This window comes from Bacillus sp. MN7755 (genome assembly GCF_054771475.1).
This window is the reverse complement of sequence record NZ_BTRL01000001.1, coordinates 255,532-268,516: the sequence shown is the minus strand read 5'-3', so window position 1 is coordinate 268,516 and position 12,985 is coordinate 255,532. Positions and strand designations below refer to the sequence as shown.

The following is a 12,985-nucleotide window of genomic DNA, read 5'->3' as shown; positions in this document are numbered from 1 at the left end:
TACACAAAAATGGGAAGGGTGGGAAGAGAAAAATAAAACAGCTTTAGCACATAGGCACTAAAGCTGTTACAATCTTGTGTCTTTCCAAAAATTAACTTCGAGATGAGAAGATGGATTATAGGGAAGAAGTTTGTATCCTTGTGACTGTAAATAATCAATTACTTTTGGCAGTATTTGTACAGTGACACTCGAATCATGCATTAAAATCACTTCGACTTGTTCATCGCTCTGATTACGTACCCTTTCTAGTATGGCAGAAGGATTGTCATAGCTTTTCCAGTCATATGTATCGATTGTCCAATCCCACATTTTATACTGGGCTGATACGAGTGCATCACGGTAATTCTTTTTTAAGTAAGGCATGCTACCATACGGGACACGAACGAGATGTGTATTTAATTTTGTAACTTGCTGAACAATGTTTTGTGTTTGTTCCATTTCTGTAATTAAAGCAGATGGATCACCAGTGTAAAGACGTTTTACATCGTGTGACATACTGTGAAGTCCGATATAATGTCCGTCTTTAATTAATCTTTGCATTGTCTTTTTATAATGTGGCACTTTTCCACCAATAACAAAGAAAGTTGCTTTTCCGTTCTTTTCTTTTAAGATGTTTAAAATTTGTGTAGTATATTTGTTTGGTCCGTCATCAAATGTTAAGTACGCGATTTTTTTGGTAGGAGAAGTCGTCTCAGTATTTGGATGATGTTCAGCAGGGGGAATAGTAGTTGCTCCTGCATGAGATGACGCGTACATAGTAATCATTAAAAATAAAATAATGTATTGAAATACTCGCTTGATCATAACATTCACCCTCAGTTTGACAATCAAGATGTAAAAAAGAAAATATAATCCTTTTCTTATTATGTATATCTTTCTCCAATAGCGACACTCTCAAACAATCTATATTTTGGAAATGTAAAATAATGAATAAAAAAATAGCCTACTCTTATAAGAAAGAGTAGGCTATTTGAATATTTCATAATTGTACAGGCTATACTACAATTAGTCTTCGCGTTTTTTCACTTTTTTATAAAAGGAAATAAGTGGTTTGTAACGTTCATGTACAAGCCCGATTACTTCAGCGATAATCTCTGTAAAGAAGATTAAAACGAAAAGAAGAATAATGGATAACCATAATGTCGCACTAGAGAAAATGATTGCATTTACACTAAAGAAAATACCGAATGCGTATATAATTAGTACCGTTTTACGATGAGAGAAGCCCATTGCAAGTAAACGGTGATGTAAATGCGATTTATCTGGTGCTGAAATAGGTTTTTTATTTACGATACGACGGATAATTGCAAATGTCGTATCAAATACCGGTACACCTAAAATGATAACTGGAACGATAAAGCTGAATAACGTTACACTTTTGTATAATCCAAGTAACGATATAACAGAAATACAGTATCCTAAAAATAGTGCGCCTGTATCTCCCATGAAAATTTTTGCTGGATGGAAGTTGTAGAATAAAAATCCAATTGTACTTGCTAATGTAATTAATGCTAGTGGTAAGATAATAGCGGCTCCAGTACCCCACGGGCTAGTGAAGGCCATATATGCTAGCGTTGCAAGTACGATAGATGAAATACCAGCAGATAATCCATCTAAGCCATCAATTAAGTTTATTGCATTTGTAATACCTACAATCCAAAATACTGTAATTGGGTAAGCAAGCCATCCAAGTTCAGTATCCCCGAGGATTGGAATATATAATACTTGCACTAATAATCCACTTTTTACAATCATAATGGCAACTAATAGTTGTCCACCGAATTTTACCTTCGCAGATAACTCGTACATATCATCTAAAATACCGATGATTACAATGATAATCGCACCTAGCGTTATCGATAACATTCTTTGTTCATATAAGCCACCGACAACAAATCCTACAGCTACACCAATAAATATCGCTAACCCGCCAAGACGAGGCATGATCTTTTGATGTACTTTACGCGCGTTTGGCTTATCTGTTGCTCCTATTTTAAAAGCTAACTTAATAACTAAAGGAGTAACGACGAGTACAGTGATGAAAGATGCCAAAATGGCATAAATCACTTGTGAGTCCATTAATACCCCACCCTTTTATAGTCTAACGTAATTTTTTTTAAAATATATTTATCTGAAAATTATGATGTTTATTTACAGGCTCATAACATATGGTATCACAAAAAGATTAGAATTCAATCTTTTTTTGTTTTTACGGTAAATGGAAACAGATAGAATATATGACAATTGTATACAGAATGTTGAATCATTTGAGAAGGTTAATCGTATTGGGCTTTGGAATATGACATTTTCTCTTTTTCTTTAATAGTGAATACTTTTATTTCAATATTATAAGTGTTACACGTAGAAATGAGTAAGTTCCGTGTTAAAATGTGGGAATTTATCCCGAATGAACGGGGAGCCTTAATTCCTGTAAAATCTCGATTGGTTTAACGAATAATTAATAAAAGTTATTTAATTTTACAAAAACTTAAAAAAGAATGAAAAAAGTAATTCATATAATAAAGAAGTAAAAGAGTTTTCTCATTTTTAATGTGAGAGGGGGAAGCACAGGGAGAATTCTATGTATTCGTATATTTTCTATTGTATATTCCTGTGCGAAAAGGAAATGAAAATTACGATAATAGGTACCGGATACGTTGGATTGATTACAGGAGTAGGATTGGCAGTATTGGGACATTCGGTTACATGTTTTGATATAAATGATGAGAAAATTGAACGGATAAAACAAGGGGATCTGCCTATTTATGAAGCTGGTTTATATGAATTAATAAATGAAGCATATGAGAATAACTGTTTAACTTTTACAACAAGTAAAGAAGAAGCATTTAACGATGCAGAGTTCATATTTATCGCAGTTGGAACACCATCTTTATTAGATGGGACAGCGGATTTAACATATATTCAAAGTGCATGTTTTGATATTGGAACATATGCGACTAACGACATTATTGTTGTTACAAAAAGTACTGTTCCTGTAGGGACGAATGGTACGATTAGAGGATGGATTGAGGAGAAGTTACAGGGGAGACATGAATTACATATTGCATCGAATCCCGAATTTTTACGGGAGGGTTCAGGTATTTACGATTTTTTTCGAGGAGATCGTATTGTAATTGGAGCAGATAATGAGGAAACGGCACGAAAAGTGGAGAATTTATATAATGAATTACGCTTAAAAACGTATGTTACAGATATAAAAAGTGCAGAGATGATTAAATATGCATCGAATGCCTTTTTAGCGACAAAAATTAGTTTTATCAATGAAATTTCAAATATATGTGAGAAGGTAGGAGCGAATATATTAGACGTTGCACAAGGGATGGGAATGGATAAGAGAATTGGTGCGTCGTTTTTAAATGCGGGCATTGGTTACGGGGGATCGTGTTTTCCAAAAGATACGAAAGCTCTTGTACAAATTGCAGGGAATGTGGCGCATGATTTTCGCTTGTTAAAAGCAGTCATTGAAGTGAATAATAAACAACAGTTGTTATTGATTGAGAAAGCAAAGAAAGTAATAAATATGAATAAGAAGCGGATTGCGGTGCTGGGAGCGTCATTTAAACCGAATACTGATGATATAAGAGATGCACCATCCCTTATTATGATACAAGAATTAATTAATATAGGTGCGGATGTAGTTCTATATGACCCGAAGGCGATTCAAAATATGAAAAATATCTTTGGGGGGACTATACAATATAGTGAATGTATAGATGAATCAATTAGAGGAGCGAGTGCGGCTTTTATCATGACAGAATGGGAGGCTATCCGAGCTTATCCGTTAGAAAAGTACGCCCAACTTATGAGAGAACCTATTTTATTCGATGGAAGAAATTGTTATACTGATGAGGATGTCAAGAAGCAAGAGATAGATTATTATTCTGTTGGAAGAGAAAGTATTTGTAAGAGGGACTTTTCCGTTATTCGTTAAAAAGGTATGTATTCATGTATATTCTTATATGTCATAATAGAAGTTGTAACTAGTGAAAGAAAAGAGGCAATGAAATGACTGAACGTTTAAAAGTAATGACAATTTTCGGGACACGTCCAGAAGCAATTAAAATGGCACCTCTTGTATTAGAGTTGCAAAAGCATCCAGATAAAATTGAATCGATTGTGACTGTAACAGCACAACATCGTCAAATGTTAGATCAAGTATTAAGTATCTTTGGAATTACGCCAGATTTCGATTTGAATATTATGAAGGATCGCCAAACTTTAATTGATATTACAACACGTGGTTTAGAAGGTTTGGATAAAGTAATGAAAGAAGCAAAGCCGGATATCGTACTTGTACATGGTGATACAACGACAACATTTATTGCAAGCTTGGCTGCTTTCTATAATCAAATTCCAGTAGGTCATGTCGAGGCAGGACTTCGTACATGGGATAAATATTCTCCATACCCAGAAGAGATGAATCGTCAATTAACAGGTGTAATGGCAGATCTTCATTTCTCACCTACAGCAAAATCAGCAACGAACTTACAGAAAGAAAATAAAGATGAGTCAAGCATTTTCATAACAGGAAATACAGCGATTGACGCACTAAAAACGACTGTAAAAGAAACATATAGTCATCCTGTACTAGAGAAACTTGGGAATGATCGTCTTGTACTTATGACAGCTCACCGTCGTGAAAACTTAGGAGAGCCAATGCGTAACATGTTCCGTGCAATTAAGCGTCTTGTTGATAAGCATGAAGACGTACAAGTTGTGTATCCTGTTCATATGAACCCTGTTGTTCGTGAAACAGCGAATGATATTTTAGGGGATCATGGCCGCATTCATTTAATTGAGCCGCTAGATGTAATTGATTTCCACAATGTTGCAGCTCGTTCATACTTAATGTTAACTGATTCTGGTGGGGTACAAGAGGAAGCACCGTCATTAGGTGTACCGGTTCTTGTTCTTCGTGATACAACAGAGCGCCCAGAAGGTATTGAAGCAGGGACATTGAAATTAGCAGGAACAGACGAAGAGACAATCTTTAGTCTTGCTGACGAATTGTTATCGAATAAAGAAGCTCATGATAAGATGTCAAAAGCATCTAACCCATACGGTGATGGTCGTGCATCAGAGCGTATTGTAGAAGCGATTTTACAACACTTTAATAAGTAAATAAAAAAGAGCCAAATCATTTGATTCGGCTCTTTTTTTATTGCTGATTTCTCATAATCCACTCTGCATGAGCATTCGTAGAAGGAGAGGGCTCAGTTTGTGTCTTGTTCTGATTTTGGTTCGTTTCTTTCTTTGCCTTTTCGTTAGAGTTAGAATTTGAAGAAGGATTTGATTCGGTTTTTGTTGTTGAATTTTCTTGAGAGTTTGCTGTTTCTCCTAATTCTTTTTTTATTTCGTTACGTACTGTCTCTACACCGATTGGATCTGGAAGGAAGTAATAAATACCACCTACTTTTTTGTCTTCTCCTTCAAGTTTGAACGTTTGCATTGTAGAAGGATCAAACCCAGAGAGTTTATTGTAAAGAGCAAGGCCATCTGAAATAGGAATGTCAGTTTTTATATATTTTCCAACGACTTCTGTCAAATCTTTAATTTTAAATACGGTAGAGGTGGAATTTAGTTTTTGAGCAACAGCAGCTAGTAATTGTCTTTGTCTAGCGGCCCGACCATAATCGCCATTTGGATCTTGCTTTCGCATACGAACGTAAGCGAGTGCTTCTTCACCATTTAATTCTTGTTGCCCTTGCTTAAATTCAATTTTTTTGTAGTAATCCACGTCTGAACGCTCCCAAAAATCGAAGGGGACATCAACAGTAACACCGCCAACAGCATCAACAATACCTTTAAAGCCTTGGAAATCAATTTTAAGATAATGGTCTACAGGCACTTTTAGAAAACCTTCGACCGTTTTGATTGCCATTTCTTCTCCGCCGTAAGCGTGCGCAGCATTAATTTTGTCCTCTTTATTCTTTCCGACAATTGGAACACGACTATCACGAGGGATACTCATAAGTGAAATCTTTTGCGTTTTTGGATTGACTGTCGCAAACATTAATGAATCTGTACGACCGTTTTGACCGTCTGTTGCATAATCTTCTATACCCATAATAAGGATTGTAAAAGGCTCTTTTGTAATTTCTACATCTGCGGTTCTCAAATCCGATTTTTCACGAGTAAAACCACTATACATCCCCATGAGAGAAGAGTAGGAATTTAATATATAAAGTCCTACACTACCAAATAAAAATAAGAAAATGAGGAAGTAGAAAAACTTTCTTCTTCGTTTCTTTTTTATTCTGCTATTTTGGAGATGATAATAACGTTCTTCCATATATAATCTCCTTAGTTCATTTGTAGGAAAGTAATTCACTACATTAATATTTAAAGGTGATGATGTAGTTATTCTTAGATAACATCTTGTTCTAAGTACAACATATCTCCTTCTGTAATTGTACATTTCCCATTTGTTAATTCAATCATCCAATCTGTGAATGCTTGTTTTCCATCTTCTTCTACATACGTATCAAATGTGACATTTTCGAGATAATGTATATCTTTAATGGCATATTTTGAATTACGCAATTCATTTTCAATTTTGCCAAGTAATGTGTAATCAATCTCGGTCTGCATAACACGCATTAGTTTTCGCTCGACAACACCGACATGATTAATGCCTTCGCTTGTACATTTTCCATATGCGCGAATTAAACCACCAGCGCCCAGTTTGATACCACCAAAATAGCGGGTAACGACAACGACGGTATCTTTTAAACCGCGTTTTTTTAGTACCTCTAACATAGGTACACCAGCTGTACCACTAGGTTCGCCATCATCATTTGCTTTTTGGATTTGATCTTGTTCGCCAATTAAATACGCAGAACAATTATGTGTGGCATTCCAATTTTGTTTTTTGATTTTTTGTATGAATTCTTGAGCTTCTTCTTCGGTTGTAGCACGACTAACATAACAGATGAATCTTGATTTTTGAATAACAATTTCGTGTTCACCGTAGTCTTTTATTGTTAAATATTGTAATAACACTTGTATACGCCCCTATCCATCAAAATGACTAGTACTTTACATTTTAAAAGCGGGCGTTTTTATATTCAAACATTTTTTATAAATAAGTTGAAATTTTTGGTGAGTATTTTACCTTTTTGTTGTAATTTGTCGAGATGATGAGTATAATTTCAAACCGGCATTTTCATGTATGGATGCACCATTTTTAGTTTTCGTGTAAAATTAGGAAATAAAAACTTTTTTATAAGGCAGGTACGCAAATGAAAACAGCTATTGTTACTGATAGTACAGCATATATACCGAAGCATATTCGTGATGAACTCAATATATATATGATTCCATTAAACGTTGTATTTGGAACGGAATCTTATCAAGAAGAAGCTGAAATTTCAGCAGATGATTTTTATGTAAAAGTACGTGAGCAAGAAGAACTTCCGAAAACTTCTCAACCAGCAATCGGAAAGTTTGTTGAGCTATATGAACAATTATCTAAGGATTACGATGCAGTTATTAGCATCCATCTTTCAAGTGGAATTAGTGGTACATATCAAACGGCAACGACAGCTGGACAGATGGTTGAGGGTATTGATGTATATACGTACGATTCTGAAATTAGTTGTGAAGTACAAGGATTCTATGTGCGTGAAGGTGCAAGACTAGCAAGCGAAGGAAAGGATCCAAAAGAGATTATCGCCCGTTTTGATGAAATGAAGAAAACGATGGACGCTTATTTTGTAGTAGATGATTTACACCATTTACAACGTGGAGGACGATTAAATAGCGCGCAAGCTTTCATTGGTAGTCTGTTACAAGTGAAGCCGGTTTTATATTTTAGAGAAAAAATCATTATTCCGTTTGAAAAAATCCGTACGCGTAAAAAAGCGTTAAAACGTATCATCGAAATTTTTGATGAGCAAGCAAGTAAAGGTGTACCTATGGAAGCAGTTATCATTCATGCGCAACGTGAAGAGGAAGCGATTGAATGGAAGAAAGAATTAGAAGCAAAATATCCTCATGTTACAATCCGTACAGGTTATTTCGGTGCTGTAATTGGTACGCATTTAGGTGAAGGTGCATTAGGTCTTGGATGGTATACGAAGTAATAAAGATATAAAAAGCTCTCTTATGGAAGAGGGTTTTTTTACGGATATTTTACATGAAGTTGACAAGTTAATATTTGGAAATGATAAAATGTACGTAAAATAAAATAATGAGGAAAGTTTTATAACTTACTTTTTACAAGAAACTATATTATAATAGAAGAGAGGTGAAACATATGGAGCATAATTCTTGTTTATGTCCAAAGTTTGAGTCAGCTTTTACTTTGCTTAGTAAGAAATGGACTGGCTTAATTATTAAATCTTTGCTTGAAGAGTCAAAACGTTTTAGAGAAATCGCAGATATTATACCGAATATGAGCGATCGTATGTTGTCAGAGCGTTTAAAGGAATTGGAAAGCGAAGGCATTGTAGTTCGTAATGTTTATCCAGAAGTACCAGTTCGAATCGAGTACGGTTTAACGGACAAGGGAAAAGCGTTAGAAAGTGTTATGGATGAAGTCCAAAATTGGGCTGAAAAATGGATGAAATAACGTTTTGATTTCATCCGTATTAGTATATTTAACAAAACGTAAGGGAAACCTTGCGTTTTTTCTTTGCTTATAAAAAGCTTTTAAATTTCTACACATACATACAAAAATATGCATATTTTGCGATAGTGTTACACATAATATTACATTTGTTTTACAAAAGCGTAACATTAGCAAAAAAAATCCCGAATTATGGTATAAATTTTATAGGTTATATACGGAAAAAGAAAAAAGAAAGCGGTGTAAAAAATAAAATGAAAAAGCTAAAAATGGCATCTTGCGCATTAGTTGCAGGGTTAATGTTTTCAGGACTAACACCAAATGTATTTGCAGAAGATAAAATTTCTGACGTGAAATCACAAATTAACACACAAAATGATACTTTACATAAACAACAACAAGAACGTGATGAATTACAAAAACAAATGAACGACTTAAACAAAACAATTCAAGGTTTAGATAAGTCTGTCCAAGAGAATGCTTCAAAGCTGGATGAAACAACGAAAAAAGTTGCGGATACTGAGCAATTAATCGAAAAGAAAAATAAAGATATTGCAGAACTACAAACGAAAATTGCAAAACGTGAAGAATTATTAAGAAAACGTTTAGTTGCACTTCAAGAACAACCAAACACAAATGTTGTAACAGAAGTTCTTGTAAACTCTAAAAACGTTGCAGATTTAGTTGATCGTTTAACTTCTGTTTCTAAAATTCTTGAGTCTGACGAAGATATCATGAAAACACAACAAGAAGACCAAGCGAACGTGAAAAAAGATGTTGAAACGGTAAAAACAAAGCAAAAAGAATTAAAAGAAGCACAAGCTCAAATTGAAACTGCTAAGAAAGAACTTGACGCTGAAAAAGCGAAAAAAGCAACAGCAGTAAACGATTTAAGCGGTAAAATGGATACAGTTGTAACTTCAATGACAAGTACGGAAAGTCAATTGAAAGATCTTGAAAAACAAGCATTACAATTACAACGTATTGCTGAACAAGAAGCACAAGAGAAAGCGGCACAAGAAGCTGCTGCTCAAAAACAAGCAGAACAAGCTGCTAAAGATGCGCAAGCTCAGCAAGCACAAGCACAAGCACCTGCTCAGCAAGCTGCACCAGCAAACAACGGTGGACAAGCTCAAAAAGAAGAGCCTAAAAAGGAAGAACCTAAAAAAGAAGAGCCTAAAAAAGAAGCACCTAAGCAAGAAACGAAAAAACCAGAGCCAGCACCAACTCCAAATGCGGGTGGCGTAATTGGTAAAGCGCAAGGCTACTTAGGCTTACCATATGTTTGGGGAAGTGCATCTCCATCAAACGGTGGTTTTGACTGTAGTGGATTCATTTCTTACATCTATGGTGTAGGACGTCAAGACGTTGCAGGTTACTGGAATTCAGTTTCTAAAGTAAGTAGCCCACAACCTGGAGATTTAGTATTCTTCCAAGGTACTTATAAACCAGGTCCATCTCACATCGGTATTTACGTTGGTAATGGCCAAATGATTCATGCTGGTGATAAAGGGATTGCTTACGCTAGCTTAAGCAGTAGCTACAACCAAAAACATTTCTTAGGATACGGTAGATTCTAGGATTTATAATCGAATAAAACATGTGTATAAAGTCGATAGCTTACTATTTTATAAGTAGGTTATCGGCTTTTTTGCGTTTTTACGAGATTATGAGAAAGGTTTATAGTGGTGCTGGAGGTGGTTGCTGATGCTTGCTGGAAAGCAGTTGCTATTAGAAGAACTTTCTTCAGATCTACTTAGGGACTTAAATAACTTGAAAAAGAAGGGAGAGGTCGTATGTGTACAAGGTATAAAAAAGAAAGCTTCTAAATATACGTGTCAGCGCTGTGGAAATATAGAGCAGCGGCTATTCGCATCATTTTTATGCAAAAGGTGCAGTAAAGTGTGTACGTATTGCCGGAAGTGTATAACGATGGGGAGAGTTAGTGAATGTGCTGTACTTGTTCGCGGGATCGCTGAAAGAAACGGAGAAAAAGGTTTAAATTTGTTACAGTGGAACGGGACTTTGTCTACTGGTCAACAGTTGGCGGCGCAAGGTGTTATAGAAGCTATTAAGCAGAAAGAATCTTTTTTTATTTGGGCTGTGTGCGGGGCTGGAAAAACAGAAATGTTATTTTACGGTATTGCAGAGGCACTTCAAAAAGGAGAAAGAGTTTGTATCGCAACGCCAAGGATGGATGTTGTACTGGAATTAGCGCCGAGATTACAAGAAGTGTTTCCGAGTATAAATGTAGCTGCTTTATACGGAGGGAGTGTAGATCATGAAAAAGATGCAGCGTTAGTCGTTGCAACGACTCATCAACTGTTACGTTACTATAGAGCGTTTCATGTCATGATTGTAGATGAGATAGATGCCTTCCCGTATCATGCGGATCAAATGTTACAGTATGCAGTGCAACAAGCGATGAAAGAGAAAGCAGCGCGTATTTATTTAACTGCAACTCCCGATGAAAAGTGGAAGCGCAATTTCAGAAGGGGGAAACAAAAAGGTATCATTGTCTCAGGACGATACCATCGTCATCCGTTACCAGTTCCTCTATTTAGTTGGTGCGGAAATTGGAAGAAAAGCCTTCATCATAAAAAAATTCCTCGCGTGTTACTACAATGGTTAAAAATGTACTTAAACAAAAAGCATCCCATTTTTTTATTTGTTCCTCATGTGCGATATATAGAAGAAATGAGCTTGTTATTGAATGGGTTGGATAATAGAATCGATGGCGTACATGCAGAAGATCCGATGAGAAAAGAAAAAGTGGCATCTTTCAGAAAGGGAGACATTCCGTTATTAGTTACAACGACAATTTTAGAGAGGGGAGTAACTGTGAAGAATTTACAAGTTGCGGTGTTAGGGGCAGAAGAAGAAATCTTTTCGGAAAGTGCGCTCGTACAAATTGCAGGCCGAGCAGGTCGTAGTTTTGAAGAACCTTATGGTGAGGTTATTTATTTTCATTACGGTAAGACAGAGGCGATGGTACGTGCGAAAAAACATATTCAAAGTATGAACAAAATTGCGAAAGAACAAGGATTGATTAATGCATTGTCTACTTTGCGATGAGTATATTTTGGAAACAGTTAGTTGGTACACCTTTTTTGTAAAGTCTCATGAAAAATATATATGTGATAGATGTGAGCAAAAGCTTTCCTATATTATAGGAGAAATTTGCACGGAGTGTGGGCGACCTTTAGAACGTATTTCTAATTTGTTTAAAAAAGATGATATTTGTATGGATTGTATAAGGTGGATGGACGATGAAAAGTATTGGCCTTTTAAAAATCGTTCGTTGTACGTATACGATGATGAGATGAAAGAAATAGTAGCACAGTTTAAGTTTCGGGGGGATGCGGAATTAGTTCATATTTTTCACCGATCTTTTCGGGAGCTATTTCAAAAGTATTTTCCGGTCGTTTCAACTGTTATTGCTGTTCCGCTTAGTAGGGAACGGGAATATGAACGTGGTTTTAATCAGGCAGAGTTATTAGCAACTTGTTTGCCTGTCAAAGTTTCTTATCCATCATTAAGAAGAAGGGAAACAGAAAAGCAAAGTAAAAAATCGCGTAAAGAAAGGCTTTCAGGAAGTAATCCTTTTTATTTTCAGGGAGAAGAGATGTTTCATGACCAACGCATTTTACTCGTTGATGATGTATATACGACAGGAATTACAGTTAGACAAATTGGAAGTCTTTTATACGATAGAGGAGCAAGGGAAGTTTCTAGTTTGACGCTCTGTAGAAGTTGATCTGTAACTGTCGAATGGGATAATAAAAAGGCGATAAGTCTTCTTTGACTTCGTATGTTGTCATTCGTTATAGTGAAATCATGGGGTGAATGCCCTGATTTTTAGAGTGAAGGGAATGGAATGAACATGCAAGGAAGAGTGAAATGGTTCAATGCAGAAAAGGGATTTGGGTTTATTGAGCGTGAAGATGGTGATGATGTGTTTGTTCATTTTTCTGCTATTCAACAAGATGGATATAAGTCGTTAGAAGAAGGGCAACAAGTTGAATTTGACATTGTAGATGGAGCACGTGGGCCACAAGCAGCTAATGTTGTAAAACTGTAGGAATATCGTTTTTGGGAAGAGAAAGCTGCGTTTGTGGCAACGTTATATATATGTAGAACCTCTTGTTTTTTTGCAAGGGGTTTTTGTTATGAATTAAGTTGTCAAAAAGTTGTTTCTTTTCTGTAACGAATTGTCCACAGTTATATTCGTTATTCATGATGTTAATAGGATAAAATAAAGATAGAAACGATGCATCTTTTCATTTCAACAAAAAACGATAAAAAAATCGCAATTCCACTAATTTTTTTAAAAAAGTTAGAAGGAGTTTTTAAGCCAGTGTCGAAATTATAGTACATAGGCTTGAAAGGAGGAAT

General features: G+C 35.6%; 12 protein-coding genes. 8 read left to right on the top strand and 4 right to left on the bottom strand.

What is annotated here, in order from left to right; genetic code table 11:
* Positions 1 to 66: 66 nt before the first annotated feature.
* Together ACYVEC_RS01445 and ACYVEC_RS01440 are read right to left on the bottom strand one after the other, a co-directional pair.
* Positions 67 to 804 carry a polysaccharide deacetylase family protein gene (locus ACYVEC_RS01445; protein WP_063221808.1) on the bottom strand — a complete coding sequence of 246 codons (738 nt, stop codon included), beginning with the start codon at positions 802 to 804 and terminating at the stop codon, positions 67 to 69.
* A gap of 201 nt (positions 805 to 1,005) precedes the next feature.
* Positions 1,006 to 2,079, bottom strand: a complete 1,074-nt coding sequence (locus ACYVEC_RS01440) for a glycosyltransferase family 4 protein (protein ID WP_016718934.1) — start codon at positions 2,077 to 2,079, stop codon at positions 1,006 to 1,008.
* Between the two features lie 502 nt (positions 2,080 to 2,581).
* Between ACYVEC_RS01440 and ACYVEC_RS01435 the strand changes: the two genes are divergently transcribed.
* Together ACYVEC_RS01435 and wecB are read left to right on the top strand one after the other, a co-directional pair.
* The gene (locus tag ACYVEC_RS01435; RefSeq protein ID WP_142332686.1) at positions 2,582 to 3,952 is read left to right on the top strand and encodes a UDP-glucose dehydrogenase family protein; all 1,371 of its coding nucleotides are present in this window, start codon (positions 2,582 to 2,584) and stop codon (positions 3,950 to 3,952) included.
* Positions 3,953 to 4,026: 74 nt separating this feature from the next.
* Positions 4,027 to 5,142 (top strand): non-hydrolyzing UDP-N-acetylglucosamine 2-epimerase, encoded by a 1,116-nt coding sequence (wecB, locus tag ACYVEC_RS01430; protein ID WP_063221807.1) that lies wholly within the window; start codon positions 4,027 to 4,029, stop codon positions 5,140 to 5,142.
* Between the two features lie 37 nt (positions 5,143 to 5,179).
* Here the strand turns inward: wecB and ACYVEC_RS01425 are convergent, their stop codons facing one another.
* Both ACYVEC_RS01425 and ACYVEC_RS01420 read right to left on the bottom strand, forming a co-directional pair.
* Entirely contained in the window at positions 5,180 to 6,313 is a 1,134-nt protein-coding gene (locus tag ACYVEC_RS01425; RefSeq protein ID WP_063221806.1) for an LCP family protein, read from the bottom strand.
* 74 nt (positions 6,314 to 6,387) lie between these two features.
* The gene (locus ACYVEC_RS01420) at positions 6,388 to 7,023 is read right to left on the bottom strand and encodes a YigZ family protein (protein WP_000926682.1); all 636 of its coding nucleotides are present in this window, start codon (positions 7,021 to 7,023) and stop codon (positions 6,388 to 6,390) included.
* 239 nt (positions 7,024 to 7,262) lie between these two features.
* Between ACYVEC_RS01420 and ACYVEC_RS01415 the strand changes: the two genes are divergently transcribed.
* The 6 genes from ACYVEC_RS01415 (at position 7,263) to cspC (ending at position 12,671) form a co-directional block, all read left to right on the top strand.
* Positions 7,263 to 8,105, top strand: coding sequence for a DegV family protein (locus ACYVEC_RS01415; RefSeq protein ID WP_063221805.1), 843 nt, complete (start codon positions 7,263 to 7,265; stop codon positions 8,103 to 8,105).
* Between the two features lie 173 nt (positions 8,106 to 8,278).
* Positions 8,279 to 8,593: a winged helix-turn-helix transcriptional regulator gene (locus tag ACYVEC_RS01410; protein WP_000400857.1), complete on the top strand. Its 315-nt coding sequence runs from the start codon at positions 8,279 to 8,281 to the stop codon at positions 8,591 to 8,593.
* A 146-nt stretch (positions 8,594 to 8,739) separates the two neighbouring features.
* Entirely contained in the window at positions 8,740 to 10,170 is a 1,431-nt protein-coding gene (locus ACYVEC_RS01405) for a C40 family peptidase (RefSeq protein WP_063221874.1), read from the top strand.
* A 127-nt stretch (positions 10,171 to 10,297) separates the two neighbouring features.
* Positions 10,298 to 11,665 carry an ATP-dependent helicase ComFA gene (comFA, locus tag ACYVEC_RS01400; RefSeq protein WP_275719051.1) on the top strand — a complete coding sequence of 456 codons (1,368 nt, stop codon included), beginning with the start codon at positions 10,298 to 10,300 and terminating at the stop codon, positions 11,663 to 11,665.
* Positions 11,643 to 12,347, top strand: a complete 705-nt coding sequence (locus ACYVEC_RS01395; RefSeq protein WP_063221803.1) for a ComF family protein — start codon at positions 11,643 to 11,645, stop codon at positions 12,345 to 12,347. Before comFA ends, ACYVEC_RS01395 begins: the two co-directional genes overlap by 23 nt.
* 126 nt (positions 12,348 to 12,473) lie before the next feature.
* A complete protein-coding gene (cspC, locus tag ACYVEC_RS01390; RefSeq protein WP_001990088.1) occupies positions 12,474 to 12,671 on the top strand; it encodes a cold shock protein CspC in 198 nt (65 codons plus the stop codon).
* Positions 12,672 to 12,985: the final 314 nt, after the last annotated feature.

Coding starts and splice junctions, on each gene's coding strand:
- ACYVEC_RS01435 (WP_142332686.1), top strand. CDS start 2,582: ATGTATTCGTATATTTTCTATTGTATATTCCTGTGCGAAAAGGAAATG.
- ACYVEC_RS01445 (WP_063221808.1), bottom strand. CDS start 804: ATGATCAAGCGAGTATTTCAATACATTATTTTATTTTTAATGATTACT.
- ACYVEC_RS01395 (WP_063221803.1), top strand. CDS start 11,643: ATGCATTGTCTACTTTGCGATGAGTATATTTTGGAAACAGTTAGTTGG.
- ACYVEC_RS01425 (WP_063221806.1), bottom strand. CDS start 6,313: ATGGAAGAACGTTATTATCATCTCCAAAATAGCAGAATAAAAAAGAAA.
- ACYVEC_RS01415 (WP_063221805.1), top strand. CDS start 7,263: ATGAAAACAGCTATTGTTACTGATAGTACAGCATATATACCGAAGCAT.
- ACYVEC_RS01440 (WP_016718934.1), bottom strand. CDS start 2,079: ATGGACTCACAAGTGATTTATGCCATTTTGGCATCTTTCATCACTGTA.
- ACYVEC_RS01410 (WP_000400857.1), top strand. CDS start 8,279: ATGGAGCATAATTCTTGTTTATGTCCAAAGTTTGAGTCAGCTTTTACT.
- comFA (WP_275719051.1), top strand. CDS start 10,298: ATGCTTGCTGGAAAGCAGTTGCTATTAGAAGAACTTTCTTCAGATCTA.
- cspC (WP_001990088.1), top strand. CDS start 12,474: ATGCAAGGAAGAGTGAAATGGTTCAATGCAGAAAAGGGATTTGGGTTT.
- wecB (WP_063221807.1), top strand. CDS start 4,027: ATGACTGAACGTTTAAAAGTAATGACAATTTTCGGGACACGTCCAGAA.